The following is a 15,507-nucleotide window of genomic DNA, read 5'->3' on the forward strand; positions in this document are numbered from 1 at the left end:
ACGCGTCCTCGACGCAAGCTGCCACCTCGCAGGCGCTCGCCGGCGCCGGACACTCGACCTCGGGGTCGCTGCACCCGGCGACCGTGTAGTCCTCGTCGATGCCGAGCACCGTGAGGCAGCCGCCGATCACGGCCGTCGCCGCAACGAACGCCGCCGCCAGGAATCCGTGCCGCGCGCGCATCACCACACCCCCTTCACGACGAGCTCAGCCCCCTCGGGCCCCGCGTCCACCATCGCCGACACACCCCGCGCGCCACCCCCCGCCGCAGGGGACGGCGCGGTCAACCAGAGCACCACGCCCGCTGCAAGCCCCGCCGCCCCGACGCCGAAGCCGACGGTGCTCAGCGTCCCGGGGAGCTTCGCGGCGTCCGCTGCCTCCTTGCCCTCACGCGTACACACCGTCCCGTCACACTGCGCCTCGATCACCGATTTCTTCGACAGCGCCATCGCCCCCGCGACGCCGCCGAGCGCCAGACCGGCGAGGCCGACGCCGCCGACGACCAGTGCGCCGACACGCTGGGCGCTCGCCCCGGAGTCTGCCTCGTCGTGCGGCAGCGGCACCGACGCCGGCGCCGGTGCCGCCCCGCCGGGACGGGCGATCGTGACGGTAGGCGCGGCCGCGGGCGGCCGAGGCGCGATGCGCGGCTCTGGCGTTGCAGCCTTCACCTGCACTTCCACGGTCTGCTTCTGACCAGGCGCCAGGACGATCCGTTGCTCGACCACCGGACCGCCGCCGACCTGCGTGATCACCACGTGCTCGCCGGGGTCCAGCGGCAGCGCCATGCCGAGCGAGGCCGCCGTGATCTCGGTGCCATCGCGCAGGATTCGCACGCCCTGCGGCGCGGAAGCGGGGAGCACCAGCGTGAGCTCCGGGATCTCGACGGCGAGCGCTTCCCTGCGCGCCGTGGCCATCCTCGCCCGGTCTCGATGCCGCAGCCTGTAGGCCGGCCTCATCTGCGCGACCGCGCGGAGGTAGTCGCCATACAGCGCCGATGCCGTCGCGATCCGACCCGCCCGATCGTGGCAATCGGCGAGCGCGAACAGCGTCCCAGGGCGCGGGTCGAGCCGCTGGCTCTCGGCCAGGGCCGGGCAAGCGGTGTCGTACCGGCCCGCCTCCAGATCCGCCACGCCTCGATTGAAGAGCACGTCGGCCGCTGCCGGGTCCTGGGCGGCCGCCGAGCTCGCCGCCAGCACCGTGAGGAGAGGGATCACGACAGAAACCATGCCAGCTCGACGACGACTCATGCACATCCCTGCGGGTTCGATAGGACAGGTCGCCGGAGGTGGCGCTCCTGCCACCCCGGCGTGGACACCGCCACCATGACGGTGCTCGTGGCGCTCACAGGCTCAGTCCCGCGCGTGGATCGAGCCCCTGCTGCCCGTGCGGGCGCTCGCTGCAGGCGCCGGACGCTGTGCGGGCGGCGCGGGTCGCGCGGGCCGCGTGGCAGCGGAGGACGTGGCCTTCGCTGTTGTCCGGGCGGCGGGGACGGGTTCCTGCGCCGATGCGGGAGGTTCTGGCGCTGACCCTCGAGGCGCCGCCACCGAGGTCGGGGGCGCGGCCTCCGGAGGGATGGCTGCGGAAGGCAACGACGTTTCACTCGCCACCGGCGCGGGTGGCGAGGCGACCCGTGCTGGCGGCACAGTGGCGCCACCTTCGCTCGCCGCTACCGTAGGCGGGGACTGCGGAATCGCGTGCCCATCCGTCGCGACACGATGGCGCCCCAGCAGCGCAACGCCCCCGATCGCCGCGCCGCCGACCGCTACCCCCACCGCGATCATCAACCCCCGCCTGCGCCGCCGTTCCGGCGACCTGGTCGCCCCCACACCAGGCGCGGTCGCATCCGGCACGCTGAACGCCTGCGCGCGCGGCGGCAGCGCCGCCACGCCATGCGGCGCGGAGCTCTCCACCCCTGGCCGCTGCACGCCGAGCGCCTCGGCCAGCGCGCCAACCAGCGCCGTCGCGCTCGGAAAGCGCGCCTCGGGGGAGCACGCCACCGCCCGCGCGAACCACGCGTCCAACGTTGCCGGCAGCGAGACCCCCGCCCTTTGCGCCCGCACCGTCGCGTCCTCCCGCGGCCCCTGGCTCGCGGCGACCGCGAACGCGAAGACGTTCCCGCCGCACCCCTTGGCCTCCTCCGCCCAGTACGCTTTGCCGACGAGCAGCGTATAGGCCACCATCGCGAGCGCATACAGATCGGTCGCCGGCGACACGGTGTGGCCCGGCCGGAACTGCTCGGGCGCCATGTACAGGGGCGTCCCCAGGCTGCGCGTCGCGTTCGCGTTCGTGTTGCCCTCGGCCACGACCTTCGCGATGCCAAAATCGAGCACCTTGATCCGCGGCGCGCCGTCCTCGCGATGCGTCAGAAACAGGTTCTCTGGCTTCAGGTCCCGGTGAACGATGTGCGCTCGATGCGTCTTGTCCAGCGCCAGCGCTGCCTGATGCAGGTAGGTCACCACCTCCGCGGGCGTGAGGCGCCCCCGCGACTGGAGCAGCTTGCCGAGCTCCTGCCCTCGGAGCAGCTCCATCACCAGAAAGGGCATCTGCGTCTGCGCGTCGATGCCAGCGTCGAACACGTCGACGATGAACTCGCTCTCGATGTCCGCCGCGACGCGCGCTTCCTGCCGGAACCGATCTCTCAGCTCGTCGCTCTGCACGAACTGCGGGAGCATCACCTTGAGCGCGCGGCGGCGCTGGGTCTCGAGGTGGATCACCTCGTACACTGCCCCCATGCCACCGGCCGCGATGCATCGGAGGATGCGATACCGGCCAGCGAAGACGGAGCCATCAGCGAGCGTGAGCATGGGTGGTGATACTCCCGGGCGCGACGGACGAGCCGTACCGAGGGAAGAGTCGGCGCGACGGGCATCACACCCGTCGCCGGTCGGTGCGACTTCACCCTATAAAGGATCATGGGCTGGTGGACAACAAGTTTCCGCCAGTTCCAGTGGAGCGTCACGGCAGGGGCCGCGGCGGGAGCTCGGCGCCGGTCGGGTGCTCGCCACGCCGGTGGCGCCCGGACGCGGCGCCGCGCGCAGAGAAACGTGATGCGAGGGTGGATAGCGGCCGTCCGTGGTGGTTGCTTTGGCCCGATGAATGCGTCGGCGGGTAGGGTTACAGCTCGCTTCGAGTTGGCTCCGGAGAAACCGGACCTTCAGGGCATGCTGGCGATGGCGACGGAGGTGAAGTTGGTGCCGTTGCCCACCGACAGAGGGGGCGTCCAGCTCGTGCAGTCGGACGCATCGATCGCCGTGCAGCGCGTGTGCTCGATCTGGCCGAAATCCATGCCGTCTTGGTTCGTGCCGCGGTAGCGTACGTAGGCGAGCTCCACGAAGGCTCCGTGGCCGGATCGCTCGCCAACGCCTCGGGTGATCGCGGGCGCGCCCGCGATACGGACCGGCGTGCCGCCGAACGCCAGCGCAGCGGGCGTCGACCACGTGGCGCCGTCATAGAAGCTCGTAAACAACTGTCCGTCTACATCGCCTGCGTCGTCTACCTTAGCGCGGTAAGCGAGCACGACCTTGCCGCCTGGCAACGCGGCCAGCGCGATGTCTCCGCCTTCGGTGGCAAGTAATTCCGGGTCAGACCAGCTCATCGATCCGTTGCGCTTCGTCCACAAGATATCACCCCCCAAGGTAACCATCACCACATACAGTTCCTCGTCGCTCGTCGCAACCATTGCGAACGACCAGAGCGCGCCCGTATCGGTCCTGTACGGCGTTTCTGTGTGCTCCTCCCATGAGCCCATGTCCGTACGCCTCCGCACTTGCACCGGGTTCATGGCTCCCTCGATGCGCAAGGCCATCCATGGATTTCCAGTCGCAGAGGGCAGCGCGATGCTGGGCCTGGAATTGCTCGGCGACTCGAGGCTGGCCACCAGCTCGGGCATGGCCGACCAGCTCCCCTCCTCGAAGTGGAGGTAAAAGTACCTGTCCAGCGGATCGGGCGTGCCCTCCACCTTGTCGAAATAGGCCGCGCTGGTCCGGGTTCCGAACGAGCTGAGCGCCGGGGCGACGGTCGCCGTCAACTCATTGCCAGTACCCAGCGGTGCCGCGAACGTCGACCAGATCTCCGTCTCGTACGACCAGCGCGTATAGCGCAGCCGATTGGAACCGTCGCGCACCAGCCCGATCCCTTCCGAAAGATTCAGCGTCAGCGCTGGCGGCGCCGACGTCGATGCACCGCTCAGCGTCGCCGTGGTCCAGCTCCCTCCGGGGTGAAAGTGCGCGCCCATGATCGAACTCTCGCTGCCGCCCAGGATGAGCACCGTGTGTTTCACGCAGACGCCGGGCGCTGAGTCATCCGTCTTCACGCAGGTGGCGCCTTCTGCGCACGACGAATCGTCTTGGCAGTGGTCCGGGCACGCACCATTGCTGCATTGGTACGTACCGCATGTAGTCCCGGCGATCGCAAAGACGTCAGCCGGACACTCTTTATTATTTCCATGACAGGTCTCCTCGACATCGCACACACCCTCTGCCCGGCGACACACCGTCCCGCTTGGCCTCACAGCATCGGGCGGACACTCTTTACGACCGTCACAACTCTCCGCGACGTCACACTCGCCCAGTGCCTCACGGCACACTACCCCGCTTGGTCTTAGCTCATCCGCAGGGCAATCAGCATTACTCCCATCACACACCTCAGCAACATCGCAAGCGCCCGCTGCCTCACGACACAGCGTGCCGCTCGACTTCACAGCGTCGCCTGGGCACTCCGTCTCCACGCCGTCGCACCTCTCCTCCACGTCGCAGGGGCCGGCCACCCCTCGGCACACAAAGTCCGCAGGTCGCTTGATGTCAACGGGACACAGGGCGCTTTGGCCATCACAGCTCTCACCGATATCACACAGTCCCACTGCCACCCGGCACGGGGTTCCCGCGGGCCTGAACTCATCCGCGGGGCACTCCTTGTTCCTCCCGTCGCATCTCTCCGGCACGTCGCAGAGGGCGCCTTCAACCGCTTCGCGGCACACATCTCTGCTCGGCCTCACACGGTCGTCCGGACAGAACGCGCTCTCGCCGCTGCACGTATCCTCCAGATCGCAGTCGCCATCGGCAGGACGGCACACAGCCCCAGCCGGCCTGAAGACATTTGTGGGACAGGTTGCGCTGACCCCGTTGCATGTCTCGGCTACGTCGCAGCTATCCAGCGCAGGCCTACATTCGGCGCCACTCGACCTGTACGTATCAATCGGACATGCTGCACTGATTCCGTCACAAAGCTCCGGCACATCACAGTCGCCAGCTGACTCCCGACAGGTCGTCCCACCCGGCATGAGCCTGTCGGGGGGACATCCCTTCTCGAAGCCGTTGCAGGCTTCCGCCACGTCGCAGGCACCCAGACTGTCCCTGCATATGACCCCAGCCTCCTGCATACGGTCGGCTGGGCAACTCGGGCTCTCTCCATCACACTGCTCTGCGACGTCGCACCTGCCTGTGGCCGCACGACACTGCGTCCCGAGCGGGACGGGAGAGCAGGTCCCCAGCCGATTTGCCACATTGCACGCCTGGCAGTCACCGAGATTTCCACCGCCGCATTCCGTATCGCAGCAGACGCCGTCCACGCAGTAATTGCTCGCGCACTCGGCATTCGACGTGCACGCCTTCCCATTGATGAGCTGCGTGGTGCACGCGCTGCCCTCACACGTGTACGGCTCGCAACTTTCCCTGCCCCGCTCGACGCATTCTCCATGACCATCGCAGGTATGCGCGCGCTCGAGGGTCACTCCGTCAGTGGCGCAGACGGCCGGCGAGCACGGCGTCCCCTGTGGATAGAGCTGACAGGCGCCTTCACCGTCGCAGGCCCCTGTGTTGCGACACGAGCTCGGGCCGCCGACGGCCTGGTTGCACTCGTCCTGCGGATCTTCGTTCGCATTGATCGGCCCGCACCGGCCGTCCTGCCCCGTGCCCCGCAACGCTTGCGTGCACGCCTGGCAGAGTCCCCCACATGCCCCGTCACAGCAGACACCATCAACACAGAAGTTGCTCTCGCACTGGACGGCTTTGTCGCATGGATCTCCGAGCGCTCTCTTGGGCAGGCAAATGCCCGCCTCACAGACCGCGGTCTCGCAGTCGCTAGCGTTGACACATTTCTGGCCTACGCCACACTTGTCCGTGCAGGAGCCACCACAATCGACATCGGTCTCGTTGCCGCTCTGAAGGCTATCCTTGCAGCAGAAGGTACCGTCATCGATCTTTCCATTACAGTCATCATCCTGCCCGTTACACCGCTCAACCTCATCCGTCGCGTCCGGAACGCATATAATCCTACGCTTCTCACTATCACAATAGGTGGTACCCTGTGCACATTTGGAAGATAGCCCCGTGTTACACAGCACTCCGACACCGGGGACGTTGTCCACTGTACCATCACAGTCGTTATCCACCCCGTCGCAACTCTCTATGCTTGGCAGAACGTCATTCGTGCAATCACCCCACCGACCGTTGATGCACTGCTGCCTACCATCGGAGCACAGGCCCTTACCAATAGCCCCCTCCGGACCACCATAACAAGACTGCTCATCCCCCTCATTACATGGACACCCCTCGTCCACCTCGCCATCGCAATCGTTGTCCAGGCCATCGCAGATCTCCGGAGCAGGGACGATGGCATCCACACATGCTCCCCAGACGCCGTTCTGACATTCTTGAATTCCCTCACGACAGAGACCTCTGCCCTGCCCCAGCGTCATCTGCGAGGCGGGGTAGCACGTCTTCTGCTCGTCGCGCTGGCAGGAGCATTCCTCCTCGTCGATGGCGCCGTCGCAGTCGTTGTCGATGCCATCCCCGCACTGGTCGCGCTCCGCTCCGGCGAGCGCGGGGCAGGTCGCGGGCAGCCCGAGCTCATCGCAGGCATCGATGAGCGTCCAGCAATCACCCCTGTTCTTGTGGCATTCCAGCGGCCGCGGCGGCCCCGACCGACTCGCGCTCGCGGCAATGCACGGGTTGTCGTTGTACTCCGTGTCAACGCCGAGGATGTCCGCACAGCTCGACAGGCCAACAACTGCTGACAGCATGAGGAGCGCCAGCACGTGCCGCACGAATCCGCCCCAGCTCCAGCACGCCCGTCCCCGGGGCGCCGCGCGCCGTGATAATGCCCCCCATCCCGTCTCCGGCATCACCATACCCACCTCGCCTGCACCGCCGCCTCACGCTGGTCCAAAATCAACTTGACATCCGGTCGCGATGCCACCTGGCTTCGCGGGGCTCCCTGCTGCACTCGCACGGTCTCCGGCTCGGTCAGGAACAGGAACGCCGAGATTCCGAGGCCTGCCACCCCTATCCCGAAGCTCACCGTGCTGATCGGGCTGGCTACCGCCGCCAGATCGGCCGCCTCCTGGCCTCGCCGATTGCAGAAGTTGTTGTCGTTGCAGTTCTCGCTGATGGTCTTCTTCTGACCCCACGTGATGGCGCCCGTCACGATGCCCGTGACGAGCCCGGCGAGCCCAACCCCGCCCGAGATGTATGCGACGGGCCTGCGTAGCGACGATCCCTCGCCCATGTCCGGCGGAAGCTGCGACGCCGCGGTCGGCGCCGAGACGGTCGGCGTCGAGTCAATCGGCGTCGGCCACGGCGTCGCCTCGCCGGGGTTCGCCACCGTCAGCTCGATCGTGAGCCGCTCCTTCTTGTTCACAAAGAACCGCTGGTCCCGCCGCGGCCCTCCCGGCGGCTCGCTCCTCACCCAGTGCTCCCCGGGATCGATCGGCAGCTCGACTCCCAGCTTTACAGGCACCGGATCGGGGCTCGATGCCGACGTCCGCGTCACCTTCGTTCCGGACGGCGCGCCGTCTGGTAACCGGAACTTCACCCGGGGGATGTCGGCGTCGAGCTTCTGCCGCCGCTCCAGGGCGAGCTTCCTCCGGTCCGCCTCTTGCTCCTGCTCCGGAGGCGACAACCCGTCGAACTTGTCAAGATATTCGTCGTAGTGGACGGCCGCCGTGGCGATGCGCCCCGCCCTCTCCGCGCATTCGGCCAGGTAGAAGAGCGTCCGCGGCTGCCTGTCGAGCCGGTAGCTCTTGCGCAGCGCGGGACACGCCGTGCCGTACCGCCCGGCCTGAAGCTCCGCCATGCCCTTCGTGAAGAGCTCTTCAGGCTCGCTCGCCGCGACGGGCGCCGCCACCCCGAGCAGCGCGAGCCCGACCAGGACCGCGCCCATCCCAGGACCAGCCTTCCGGCGTCGGTCGCACTGCTGATGAGGAGATTTCAAGGTGACGCCCTCGTTGTGCATCGAGATGAGCATACCTGACGCGCAACCGCGCCGGTAAGAAACCCACGACCCCCAGTCGCAACGAACGGATCGTACTCTACCAGGAGTCAACTTTCTGCGCCTACCACTTTGGTGGTAGGCCGCCCCCTGAGACAGGGGGCACCTCCTCGTGTCACAATACCGCTCGCGTGTCGCGGTGGCTCGCGCGGCTCACCTCATGAAATCGTTCATGAAGCTCCTGCGGCAGCCCCATGGCGAGCCCCGGCTCGCAGCGGCCAGCGCCACGCCGGAGGCCCATCTCCATGCTCCAGATCGCCTCCAGGCCCCGGAGCGTCCTGCCGTCGCGGTGAGATGGCGCGGGGCGTCGAGCAGGCCTGCGTGGTCCGCTGGCTCATGCGATCCAGGCGAACTCGCTGCGCTGCCAGGGTGTGGCTGGGGTGCTTCTCAATTTTCTTCAACCGACGGCACGCTCGGAGATACCATTATCCCCATGCCCCTCCTGACCGGCGCCGCGACGCGCCGGACATCACGACGAGGCGCCCTCGGCGCCCTGCTGGTAGCCTGCCTGGTCGCAGGTTGCGCGGGGACGCGTCCGTTCCAGCTCGGGATGAAGGTGCGCGTCGCGAGGCAGGCGAACCGGAACTCCCCCGTCCCCGTGACCCTCCTGGCCGTCTACGACCCGAAGCTCTTCGAACGGATCTCCGCGATGTCGGCGAAGCAATGGTACGAGCAGCGAGAGCAGCTACACCGCGACTTCCCCAGCGGAGATGGTTTCACCGAGTGGCAGTGGGAGTTCGTCCCAGGGTACAATCCCCGTGATCGAGTCGTGCGTATTTTCCGGCAGGCAAGCATCATCATGTTCGCGAACTATCGATCGCCTGGAGCCCACCGCGTCCGCCTCGGCCCCTACTCGAGAATTCTGGTCAATCTAGAAGAGGAAGATTTTACCGTGACCACGCTCAGCGCCGCCGAGGGCGCTCGATGATCGCCGGCGGCGTCCGGCGCCCCCGCGCCTCCTTCCCCACCTCCCCCGGGCGGGCGCGCCCCGCCGGGACAGCTCGGCCATGAGACGCGCCGCCGAGGTGCCCGCCGCCGTCCAGTGGCACGACGGCATGCTGCTCTCGCCGCAGCACTTCCAGGAGTCCGCGCGGCGCTCCGAGCGGCTGCTCGACTACCACCTCGGGCAGCTCCACCCCTTCCATTACGGGGTCCACCACCTCGAGATCGACGCCGGGCTGCTCGCGAGCGGCACGCTGCGCGTCCTCGAGATCGAGGCCGTGCTCCCCGACCACCTCGTCGTCCATCACACGGCGCGCGACCCCGAGCTCCAGGTCGACCTCAAGCCCCACGCCGCCGAGCTCGCGGTCAGGCCGCTCAGGGCGTACCTCGCCATCCCGAAGGAGCACCTCGGCGGCCCCGCGGTCGGCGGCGAGTTCGCCCGGTATCGCTCGATCGAGAGCGCGCCGGTTCCGGACGCCAACACGGGCGAGGAGCCGCTCCCCATCCCACGCCTCGTCCCGCTCGCGCGGCTCCTCGTCGCGGCCGAGCCCCCGGCCCGCTTCGTGTGCCTGCCGATCGCCGAGGTGCGGCGCGACGGCGAGGCGTTCGTGCGCACCCGATACGTTCCGCCTTGCATGACCGTCTCCCTCACCTCCGGCCTCGGCCTGATGTGCGGAGAGATCGTCGCCCGGCTGCGGGAGAAGGCGCAGCGGCTCGCCGACAGGTACGTCGGGCTCTCGGACTCCAACGCGCGCGACGAGAGGGCGCAGCAACGCAAGAAGATCGACGCGCTCGTCACGGCGCTGCCGCCGTTCGAGGTCGCGCTAGGCACGGGGCGGTCCCACCCGTATGCCCTCTACCTCGGGCTCGCGGCCCTGGTCGGTCAGCTCGCGACCTGCTCCGAGAGCCCTGTCCCGCCCGTCCTGAACGCCTATCAGCACGAGGATCTGTGGACCGCCTTCGCCAGCGTGCACGCCCATATCCTGCGCGTGGTCGAGGGTATCCCGGAGTCGTTCACGACTCACCCGTTCGCCTTCAGCGATGGGCGCTTCAAGGTGACGTTCCACCGGCGCTTCGCCGGGCAACCGGTCTTCATCGCCGCGCGGGGTCGGCAAGGAGCGTCGGAGGAGGACGTCGCGCGGTGGATCGAGGGCGCGCTCATCGGCTCGGAGGGCCGCACGCGCGACATGCAGGAGAGCCGCGTGCTCGGCGCCGGGCGCAAGCGGGCTGACGGCGGTCAGGGTGAGCTCCCGCGGACCGCGGGGGTCGTGTTCTTCCAGCTCGGAGAGCTGGGCCCCTTCGTCGAGCTGGACAAGGATCTCGTCCTCTTCAACACGAGAGATCCCAGCGCGAGCGCCGGGCCGACAGAGCTGATCCTCTACGTGAAGTCGGGAGACAAGAAGCCATGACCGAGCGCGCCGCGACGGTCGTGGATGCGCCGCGATGGGAGGCCCCCTCCCCCCTCGACGGGAGCCCCGCGCAGGGCCTCGCGGGGAGCACGCTGCTGCTCGACGCCTTCCACGACTTCTATGCCCAGGTCGTGAGCCAGCGGGAGGAAGTCACCCGCCCGCACGGAGGGCGCGCGCCGAGCGTCGAGAGGGTGCGGCAGCGCCTCGCCGATTTCCTGAGCGCGCAACACGAAGGGCTCGACCGCAAGCTCGGACGCAAGCTCGCGAATCACGAGCGCCAGCTTTACGAAGAAGCCCAGTACGTGATGACCGCGATGGCCGATGAGGTCCTCCTCCAGGCCGAGTGGGACGGGCGGCACGCGTGGGCCGAGCGCCCCCTCGAGGCCCACGTCTTCCACACCTGCAACTCCGGCGAGAGCATCTTCCACAAGCTCGAGGACGTGCTCGACGAGCGCGATCCGGCCCCCTCCGCGCTCCTGCTCGTCTACCTCGCCGCGCTCGCGCTCGGCTTCCAGGGCAAGTTCCGCGCGCTCGGCCAGCACGACGCGCCCGAGGAATACCGGCAGCGCCTGGCGCTCCACCTCCAGCGCGTCGATCCCGCCCTGAGCAGGGCGCTCACCCAGCTCTGCCCCCAGGCCCACGCGCACACCGCGGGCGGGTCGCCGCGGAGCCGGCTGCCGTCGCTGCGCGCGGGCGTGCTGCCGCTCGCCGCCGTCGTGATCTGCCTGGTGCTCGCCGCGCAGGTCGTCTGGGCGTTCCGCGTCGCCGACGTGGTCGAGGCGCTCGACCGGATCGAGGGCGCGTCGTGAGCTGGTCCCTCGCCGTCGCCGTCGCGCTGCTCGTCGTCGCGCTCGTCGTCGGGCTGGCGCTCCTCGCCCGCGCGCGCCGCAAGCGCCGCGCCGCGAGCGCCGCGCCGGTCGACGATCTCCGCCCCGCGATGGCGCGGCTCTTCGCCGCGGCGCACGCCGCGCTCGGGGCGTCGCCCGACGAGGTCCCGTGCTTCCTCGTGCTCGGCCCCTCCGACGCCGGCAAATCCACGCTGCTCGCCGGCGCCGGGCTCGCGGCGCGCCCCGGGACGACCGCGCGCTCGCTCGGCGACGGGTCGACCTGCCAGGTGTGGCTCTTCAAGCAGGCGATGTTCGTCGAGCCGGCCGGGCGGCTGCTCGCGGGCGAGCCGCAGGGGAGCGGCGCGCCCCACGCGTCCGGCTTCCGCGCCGTCCTCGATGCCCTCCGGCGCGCGCGCGCCGAGCGGCCGCTCGACGGGATCCTCCTCGCGCTCCCCGCCCCCGACCTGCTCCACGGCGACGCCGAGTCGCCTGCCCGGCGACGCGAGGCCGCGCAGCTACGCGAGCGGCTCGACGAGGCCCAGCGGCACCTCGGGATGCAGGTCCCTGTCCACCTCGTGATCACGAGGAGCGATGGGCTGCCCGGCTTCGCCCGCTTCGCGCAGGAGCTCGACGCCGAGCTCCGCCAGGCGACCCTCGGCTGGGCACAGCCGGGCACCGCCTCGGTCGAGAGCACCGCCGACCTCGTGGACGAGGCGCTCGGCAGCGTGAGCGCGTCGCTCTCCGCGGTGCAGGCGCGCCGCCTCGCGGCGGATCGGCCGTTCGCGGCGGGCGTCGAGACGTACTTCCTCTTCCCCGACGCGCTGCGCACGCTGCATGGGCCCCTGAAGCAGTTCGTGGGCGACCTCCTCCACCCGCACGACGGCGGCGAGCCCGTCGTCGTCCGGAGCCTGTCCTGGGTCGGCCAGGAGCCGCCGGCGCCGCCGGCGCCTGCGCAACCCGGGTCGCCCCTCGCCCAACCCGGGTCGCCCCTCGCCCAACCCGGGTCGCCCCCCGCGCAATCGGGGACATCGCCCCCGCCCCGCGTGCTCTTCGCGCGGGATCTCCTCGAGAGCAAGGTCATCGCCGAGGCCTGCCTGGCGCGCCCGACCCGCCTCGCGCTCCAGCGCCGGCAGCGCGTCCTGCGGGCGCTGAGCGCCGCCACCGTCGCGCTCGCGCTCCTCTACGGCGTCTTCCTCGCGCTCGCGAGCAACCGGCTGGAGCGCGACACCGCCTCGCTGCTCCCCTTCCTCCACGACCTGTCGTCGAGCCTGCGCCAGATGAAGCTCGAGGACCCGAGCGCCGACCCCTCGGGCGCGGTGCGCAGGGAGCGCGCCGTCCGCCTGCTCCAGGGGCTCAGCGCGATCGAGGCCACGCGGCTCCGCTCCGCGCTCGTGCCCGGCTCCTGGGTGAGCCGCATCGACGCGCGCGTCGAGCGGGCGATCACCGCCGCCCACGAGCGGGTGATCCTCGACGCCTTCCGCCTGGGCCTCCAGGCGAAGACGAGCCCGCTCTTCGCGGAGTCCCCCGCGCCGCCCCCCGCGGGCGCGGAGATCGCCGCGAGCACGCTCGAGCGCACGCCGGAGTACGTCGCGCTGGAGGCCTGGCTGCGCGAGATCGCCGCGTTCGAGGGGCAGGTGGCCCGCTTCGACGCGCTCGTGGCCGGACCGCCGCCGGAGCCGTCGGACGAGGCCGGCGAGGCGCGCGTCCTCAGCGTCGCCGATCTGACCGAGTCCGTCCTCCAGCACAGGCTCCCGCCGGCGCGCACGACGGCCTACCAGCGGCGCGCGCTCCTCGCCGTCCCGCCCCTCGCGACCTTCGGCCTCGACGCGTACCGCGATCCGGCGCGCGCCAGGTCCGATCGCCTCTTCACCGAGCTCTACCAGCGCATCTCGAGGACGCTCGACGAGGCCGCGCTGCGCGCGGACGTCGACGCGCTCGTCCGGGGGCTCGCCGCGCTCGAGCGCGGCGGCACCGAGTACCGGACCGAGAGCCTCGCCGCCCTCCACGACGCCATCGCGCGCACCGAGGCGCGCCTCGCCGCGCCCACCCTCTCGTGGGTCGCGGCCGACCAGCTCCCGCCGAACCCCGCGCTCGATCGCCTGCTCGCGGCCGTCCGCACCTCGAGGCTGCTCGGCGACTCGACCTACGGCATCGTGAAGGACGACGGCGAGGGGCGCCTCTTGCTCCTGAAGAGCTACCTCGGGAGCGCGGAGACCCCGCTCTCCGGGCCGCTGCTCGTCCGCAAGGAGGGCGTGGTGCAGCTCCAGCTCTCGCCCCTCGTCGCGGGCCTCAGGGAGCCCTCGGCCGCGCTCCTCCGCCGGCGCTTCATGACGCCCGTCGACAGCGCGGACTCGCTGCCCCTGACCCTCGACGACGCGCGCCTGAGCTGGAACGTCGAGGAGCTCAAGGAGGGCGCGAAGCTCCTCAAGGAGTACGAGGCGTTCGCGCAGGAGGAGGGGCTCAAGCGGTTCCCGGAGCGGGTGCGGGGCACGATCGAGGAGCTCACCCGGCGCAACCTGCGCGACAACGTCCTCGCCGCGGTCGGCAAGGCCGCGCGCCGGGAGATGGCCCCGCCGCCGAGCGAGTCGCGCCGCGTCGAGACGGTGCGCGCCGACGTCGCCGGCCTCGCGCAGGCGGGCGAGCCGCTCCGGGAGCTCCTCGCCGCCGCGGGGCGCCTCGGGCTGGAGGACGTGCGCGATCGCGTCCGCGCCCTCGTGCGCGGCCAGGGCGCGCGCCTGCTCACCCTCGCCAGCCGGACGCTCGATTCCGACGGGCTCTACGAGGTCAAGAACGGCACGTTCCTCTGGTGGAACGGCGAGCGCAGCCCCGCGTTCGAGGCGTTCGGCCTCGCCGAGGGCGACGGGGCGCAGCTCGCCGAGTACGCGGTCGCCCAGCGCGGCCGCGCCGACGCCCTGACCCGCGCGCTCGCCGAGCCGGTCCTCGGCCTCCTGGAGAGCGCCGAGGTCGGGGCCGAGGCCCAGTTCGTCGGCGGCATGGCGCCGTGGCAGCGCATCGCCGGGGCGCTCCGCGACTACGAGGCGAAGAAGGCGGGCAACAGCGTCGCCGCCCTCGAGCGCTTCCTCCTCAACGACCTGCCCGCGATCACGTTCGAGAACTGCATCGCGCAGATCGAGCGCGTGCCGGTCGACGTGCGCTCCGACGACTTCTTCGCCAGGCGGCGCCGGCGCATCCTCGTCCTGCTCCGCGACCGGTGCGCCACGCTCGCCGAGGAGGAGATCCGCGCGAAGTACCCGGGCCTGCGCCGCTTCTTCCACCGCGCGCTCGCCGACCGCTTCCCCTTCGCGCGGATCGAGCCGGGCGTCGACCGGGAGGACGCCAACCCGGAGGACGTCCGCGTCTTCCTCCAGAACGCGAGCGACTTCCGCAAGCGCTTCCGGCCCGTGCTGGCGCTGCGCGGCGGCGCCGCCTCCCGGGCCGCCGTGCGCTTCCTCGACCGCATCGAGAAGGTGCGCGAGTTCCTCGCGCCGATGTGGGCGCAGGGGGACGCGACGATGGACGGCTCGTTCGACGTCACGGTCGCCTTCCGCGTCAACCAGGCGCGCGAGGTGGCGGGCAACCAGATCGCCGAGTGGACCCTGCGGATCGCCGACGAGCGGCTGTTTCTGGGCGGGCCCAAGCCGACCGCCACCTGGCGGCTCGGCGACCCGGTGGAGCTCGCGCTCCGGTGGGCGAAGAACAGCCCCGACGTCCCCTCGCTCGAGCAGAGCGCCGGCGCGGTCACGCGCGAGCGGACGGCGTTCTTCGAGGCGAGCGGCCCCTGGGCGCTCCTCCGGCTCATGGCCATGCACGCGCACTCCATGGAGGAGGCGGAGCTGAGGAAGGAGGACGCCGCCGCCAACATCCTCCAGCTCGTCGTGCTCACGGTCCCCGACCCCGCCGGCGGCTGGCTGGAGCGGGTGGGCACGGGCGGCGGCGTCGCCCGCGTGTTCGTGCGCCTCGGCCTCGTCGGCAAGGAGAAGGACAAGCCGCTCAAGTACCCCGATTTCCCCACGGCCGCGCCGGTGCTCGACACCGAGTAGCGCGGCGGCTGCGACGGAGAGGCACG

The 15,507-nt window shown here is 70.3% G+C and carries 8 protein-coding genes and 1 pseudogene; 4 read left to right on the forward strand and 5 right to left on the reverse strand.

The genetic code is table 11. The annotated features are described in order from the left end of the window. Positions 1–180: 180 nt before the first annotated feature. From WMF31_RS36765 to WMF31_RS36785, 5 genes and pseudogenes are all read right to left on the reverse strand, one after another. Entirely contained in the window at positions 181–1,212 is a 1,032-nt protein-coding gene (locus WMF31_RS36765; RefSeq protein WP_436606416.1) for a hypothetical protein, read from the reverse strand. Positions 1,213–1,347: 135 nt separating this feature from the next. Then, complete coding sequence (locus WMF31_RS36770; protein WP_436606417.1) at positions 1,348–2,802, reverse strand: protein kinase domain-containing protein; 1,455 nt, start codon at positions 2,800–2,802, stop codon at positions 1,348–1,350. Positions 2,803–3,152: 350 nt separating this feature from the next. Next, a complete protein-coding gene (locus tag WMF31_RS36775; protein WP_436606655.1) occupies positions 3,153–4,310 on the reverse strand; it encodes a hypothetical protein in 1,158 nt (385 codons plus the stop codon). Positions 4,311–6,356: 2,046 nt separating this feature from the next. Further along, positions 6,357–7,124, reverse strand: a pseudogene (locus WMF31_RS36780) (MopE-related protein); the annotation flags it as partial. Next, positions 7,118–8,155 carry a hypothetical protein gene (locus WMF31_RS36785; RefSeq protein ID WP_436606418.1) on the reverse strand — a complete coding sequence of 346 codons (1,038 nt, stop codon included), beginning with the start codon at positions 8,153–8,155 and terminating at the stop codon, positions 7,118–7,120. The gene WMF31_RS36785 and the pseudogene WMF31_RS36780, both read right to left, overlap by 7 nt. A gap of 541 nt (positions 8,156–8,696) precedes the next feature. On the opposite strand from WMF31_RS36785, the gene WMF31_RS36790 reads away from it, so the two are divergent. The 4 genes from WMF31_RS36790 (at position 8,697) to WMF31_RS36805 (ending at position 15,481) form a co-directional block, all read left to right on the forward strand. Next, entirely contained in the window at positions 8,697–9,191 is a 495-nt protein-coding gene (locus WMF31_RS36790; protein WP_436606419.1) for a hypothetical protein, read from the forward strand. 79 nt (positions 9,192–9,270) lie between these two features. Then, entirely contained in the window at positions 9,271–10,614 is a 1,344-nt protein-coding gene (gene tssK / locus WMF31_RS36795; RefSeq protein WP_436606420.1) for a type VI secretion system baseplate subunit TssK, read from the forward strand. Further along, positions 10,611–11,423 (forward strand): DotU family type IV/VI secretion system protein, encoded by an 813-nt coding sequence (locus WMF31_RS36800; RefSeq protein ID WP_436606421.1) that lies wholly within the window; start codon positions 10,611–10,613, stop codon positions 11,421–11,423. Before tssK ends, WMF31_RS36800 begins: the two co-directional genes overlap by 4 nt. Then, the gene (locus WMF31_RS36805) at positions 11,420–15,481 is read left to right on the forward strand and encodes a type VI secretion protein IcmF/TssM N-terminal domain-containing protein (protein ID WP_436606422.1); all 4,062 of its coding nucleotides are present in this window, start codon (positions 11,420–11,422) and stop codon (positions 15,479–15,481) included. The genes WMF31_RS36800 and WMF31_RS36805 overlap by 4 nt, the downstream gene beginning before the upstream one ends. Positions 15,482–15,507: the final 26 nt, after the last annotated feature.

The sequence above is a fragment of the Sorangium sp. So ce1036 genome (assembly GCF_051369805.1).
Taxonomy (GTDB): Bacteria; Myxococcota_A; Polyangia; order Polyangiales; family Polyangiaceae; genus Sorangium; species Sorangium cellulosum_F.

Bases quoted from the DNA above. Each gene is read 5' to 3' on its own strand.
- WMF31_RS36770 (WP_436606417.1), bottom strand. From the start codon at position 2,802: ATGCTCACGCTCGCTGATGGCTCCGTCTTCGCTGGCCGGTATCGCATC.
- WMF31_RS36800 (WP_436606421.1), top strand. From the start codon at position 10,611: ATGACCGAGCGCGCCGCGACGGTCGTGGATGCGCCGCGATGGGAGGCC.
- WMF31_RS36790 (WP_436606419.1), top strand. From the start codon at position 8,697: ATGCCCCTCCTGACCGGCGCCGCGACGCGCCGGACATCACGACGAGGC.
- WMF31_RS36785 (WP_436606418.1), bottom strand. From the start codon at position 8,155: ATGGGCGCGGTCCTGGTCGGGCTCGCGCTGCTCGGGGTGGCGGCGCCC.
- tssK (WP_436606420.1), top strand. From the start codon at position 9,271: ATGAGACGCGCCGCCGAGGTGCCCGCCGCCGTCCAGTGGCACGACGGC.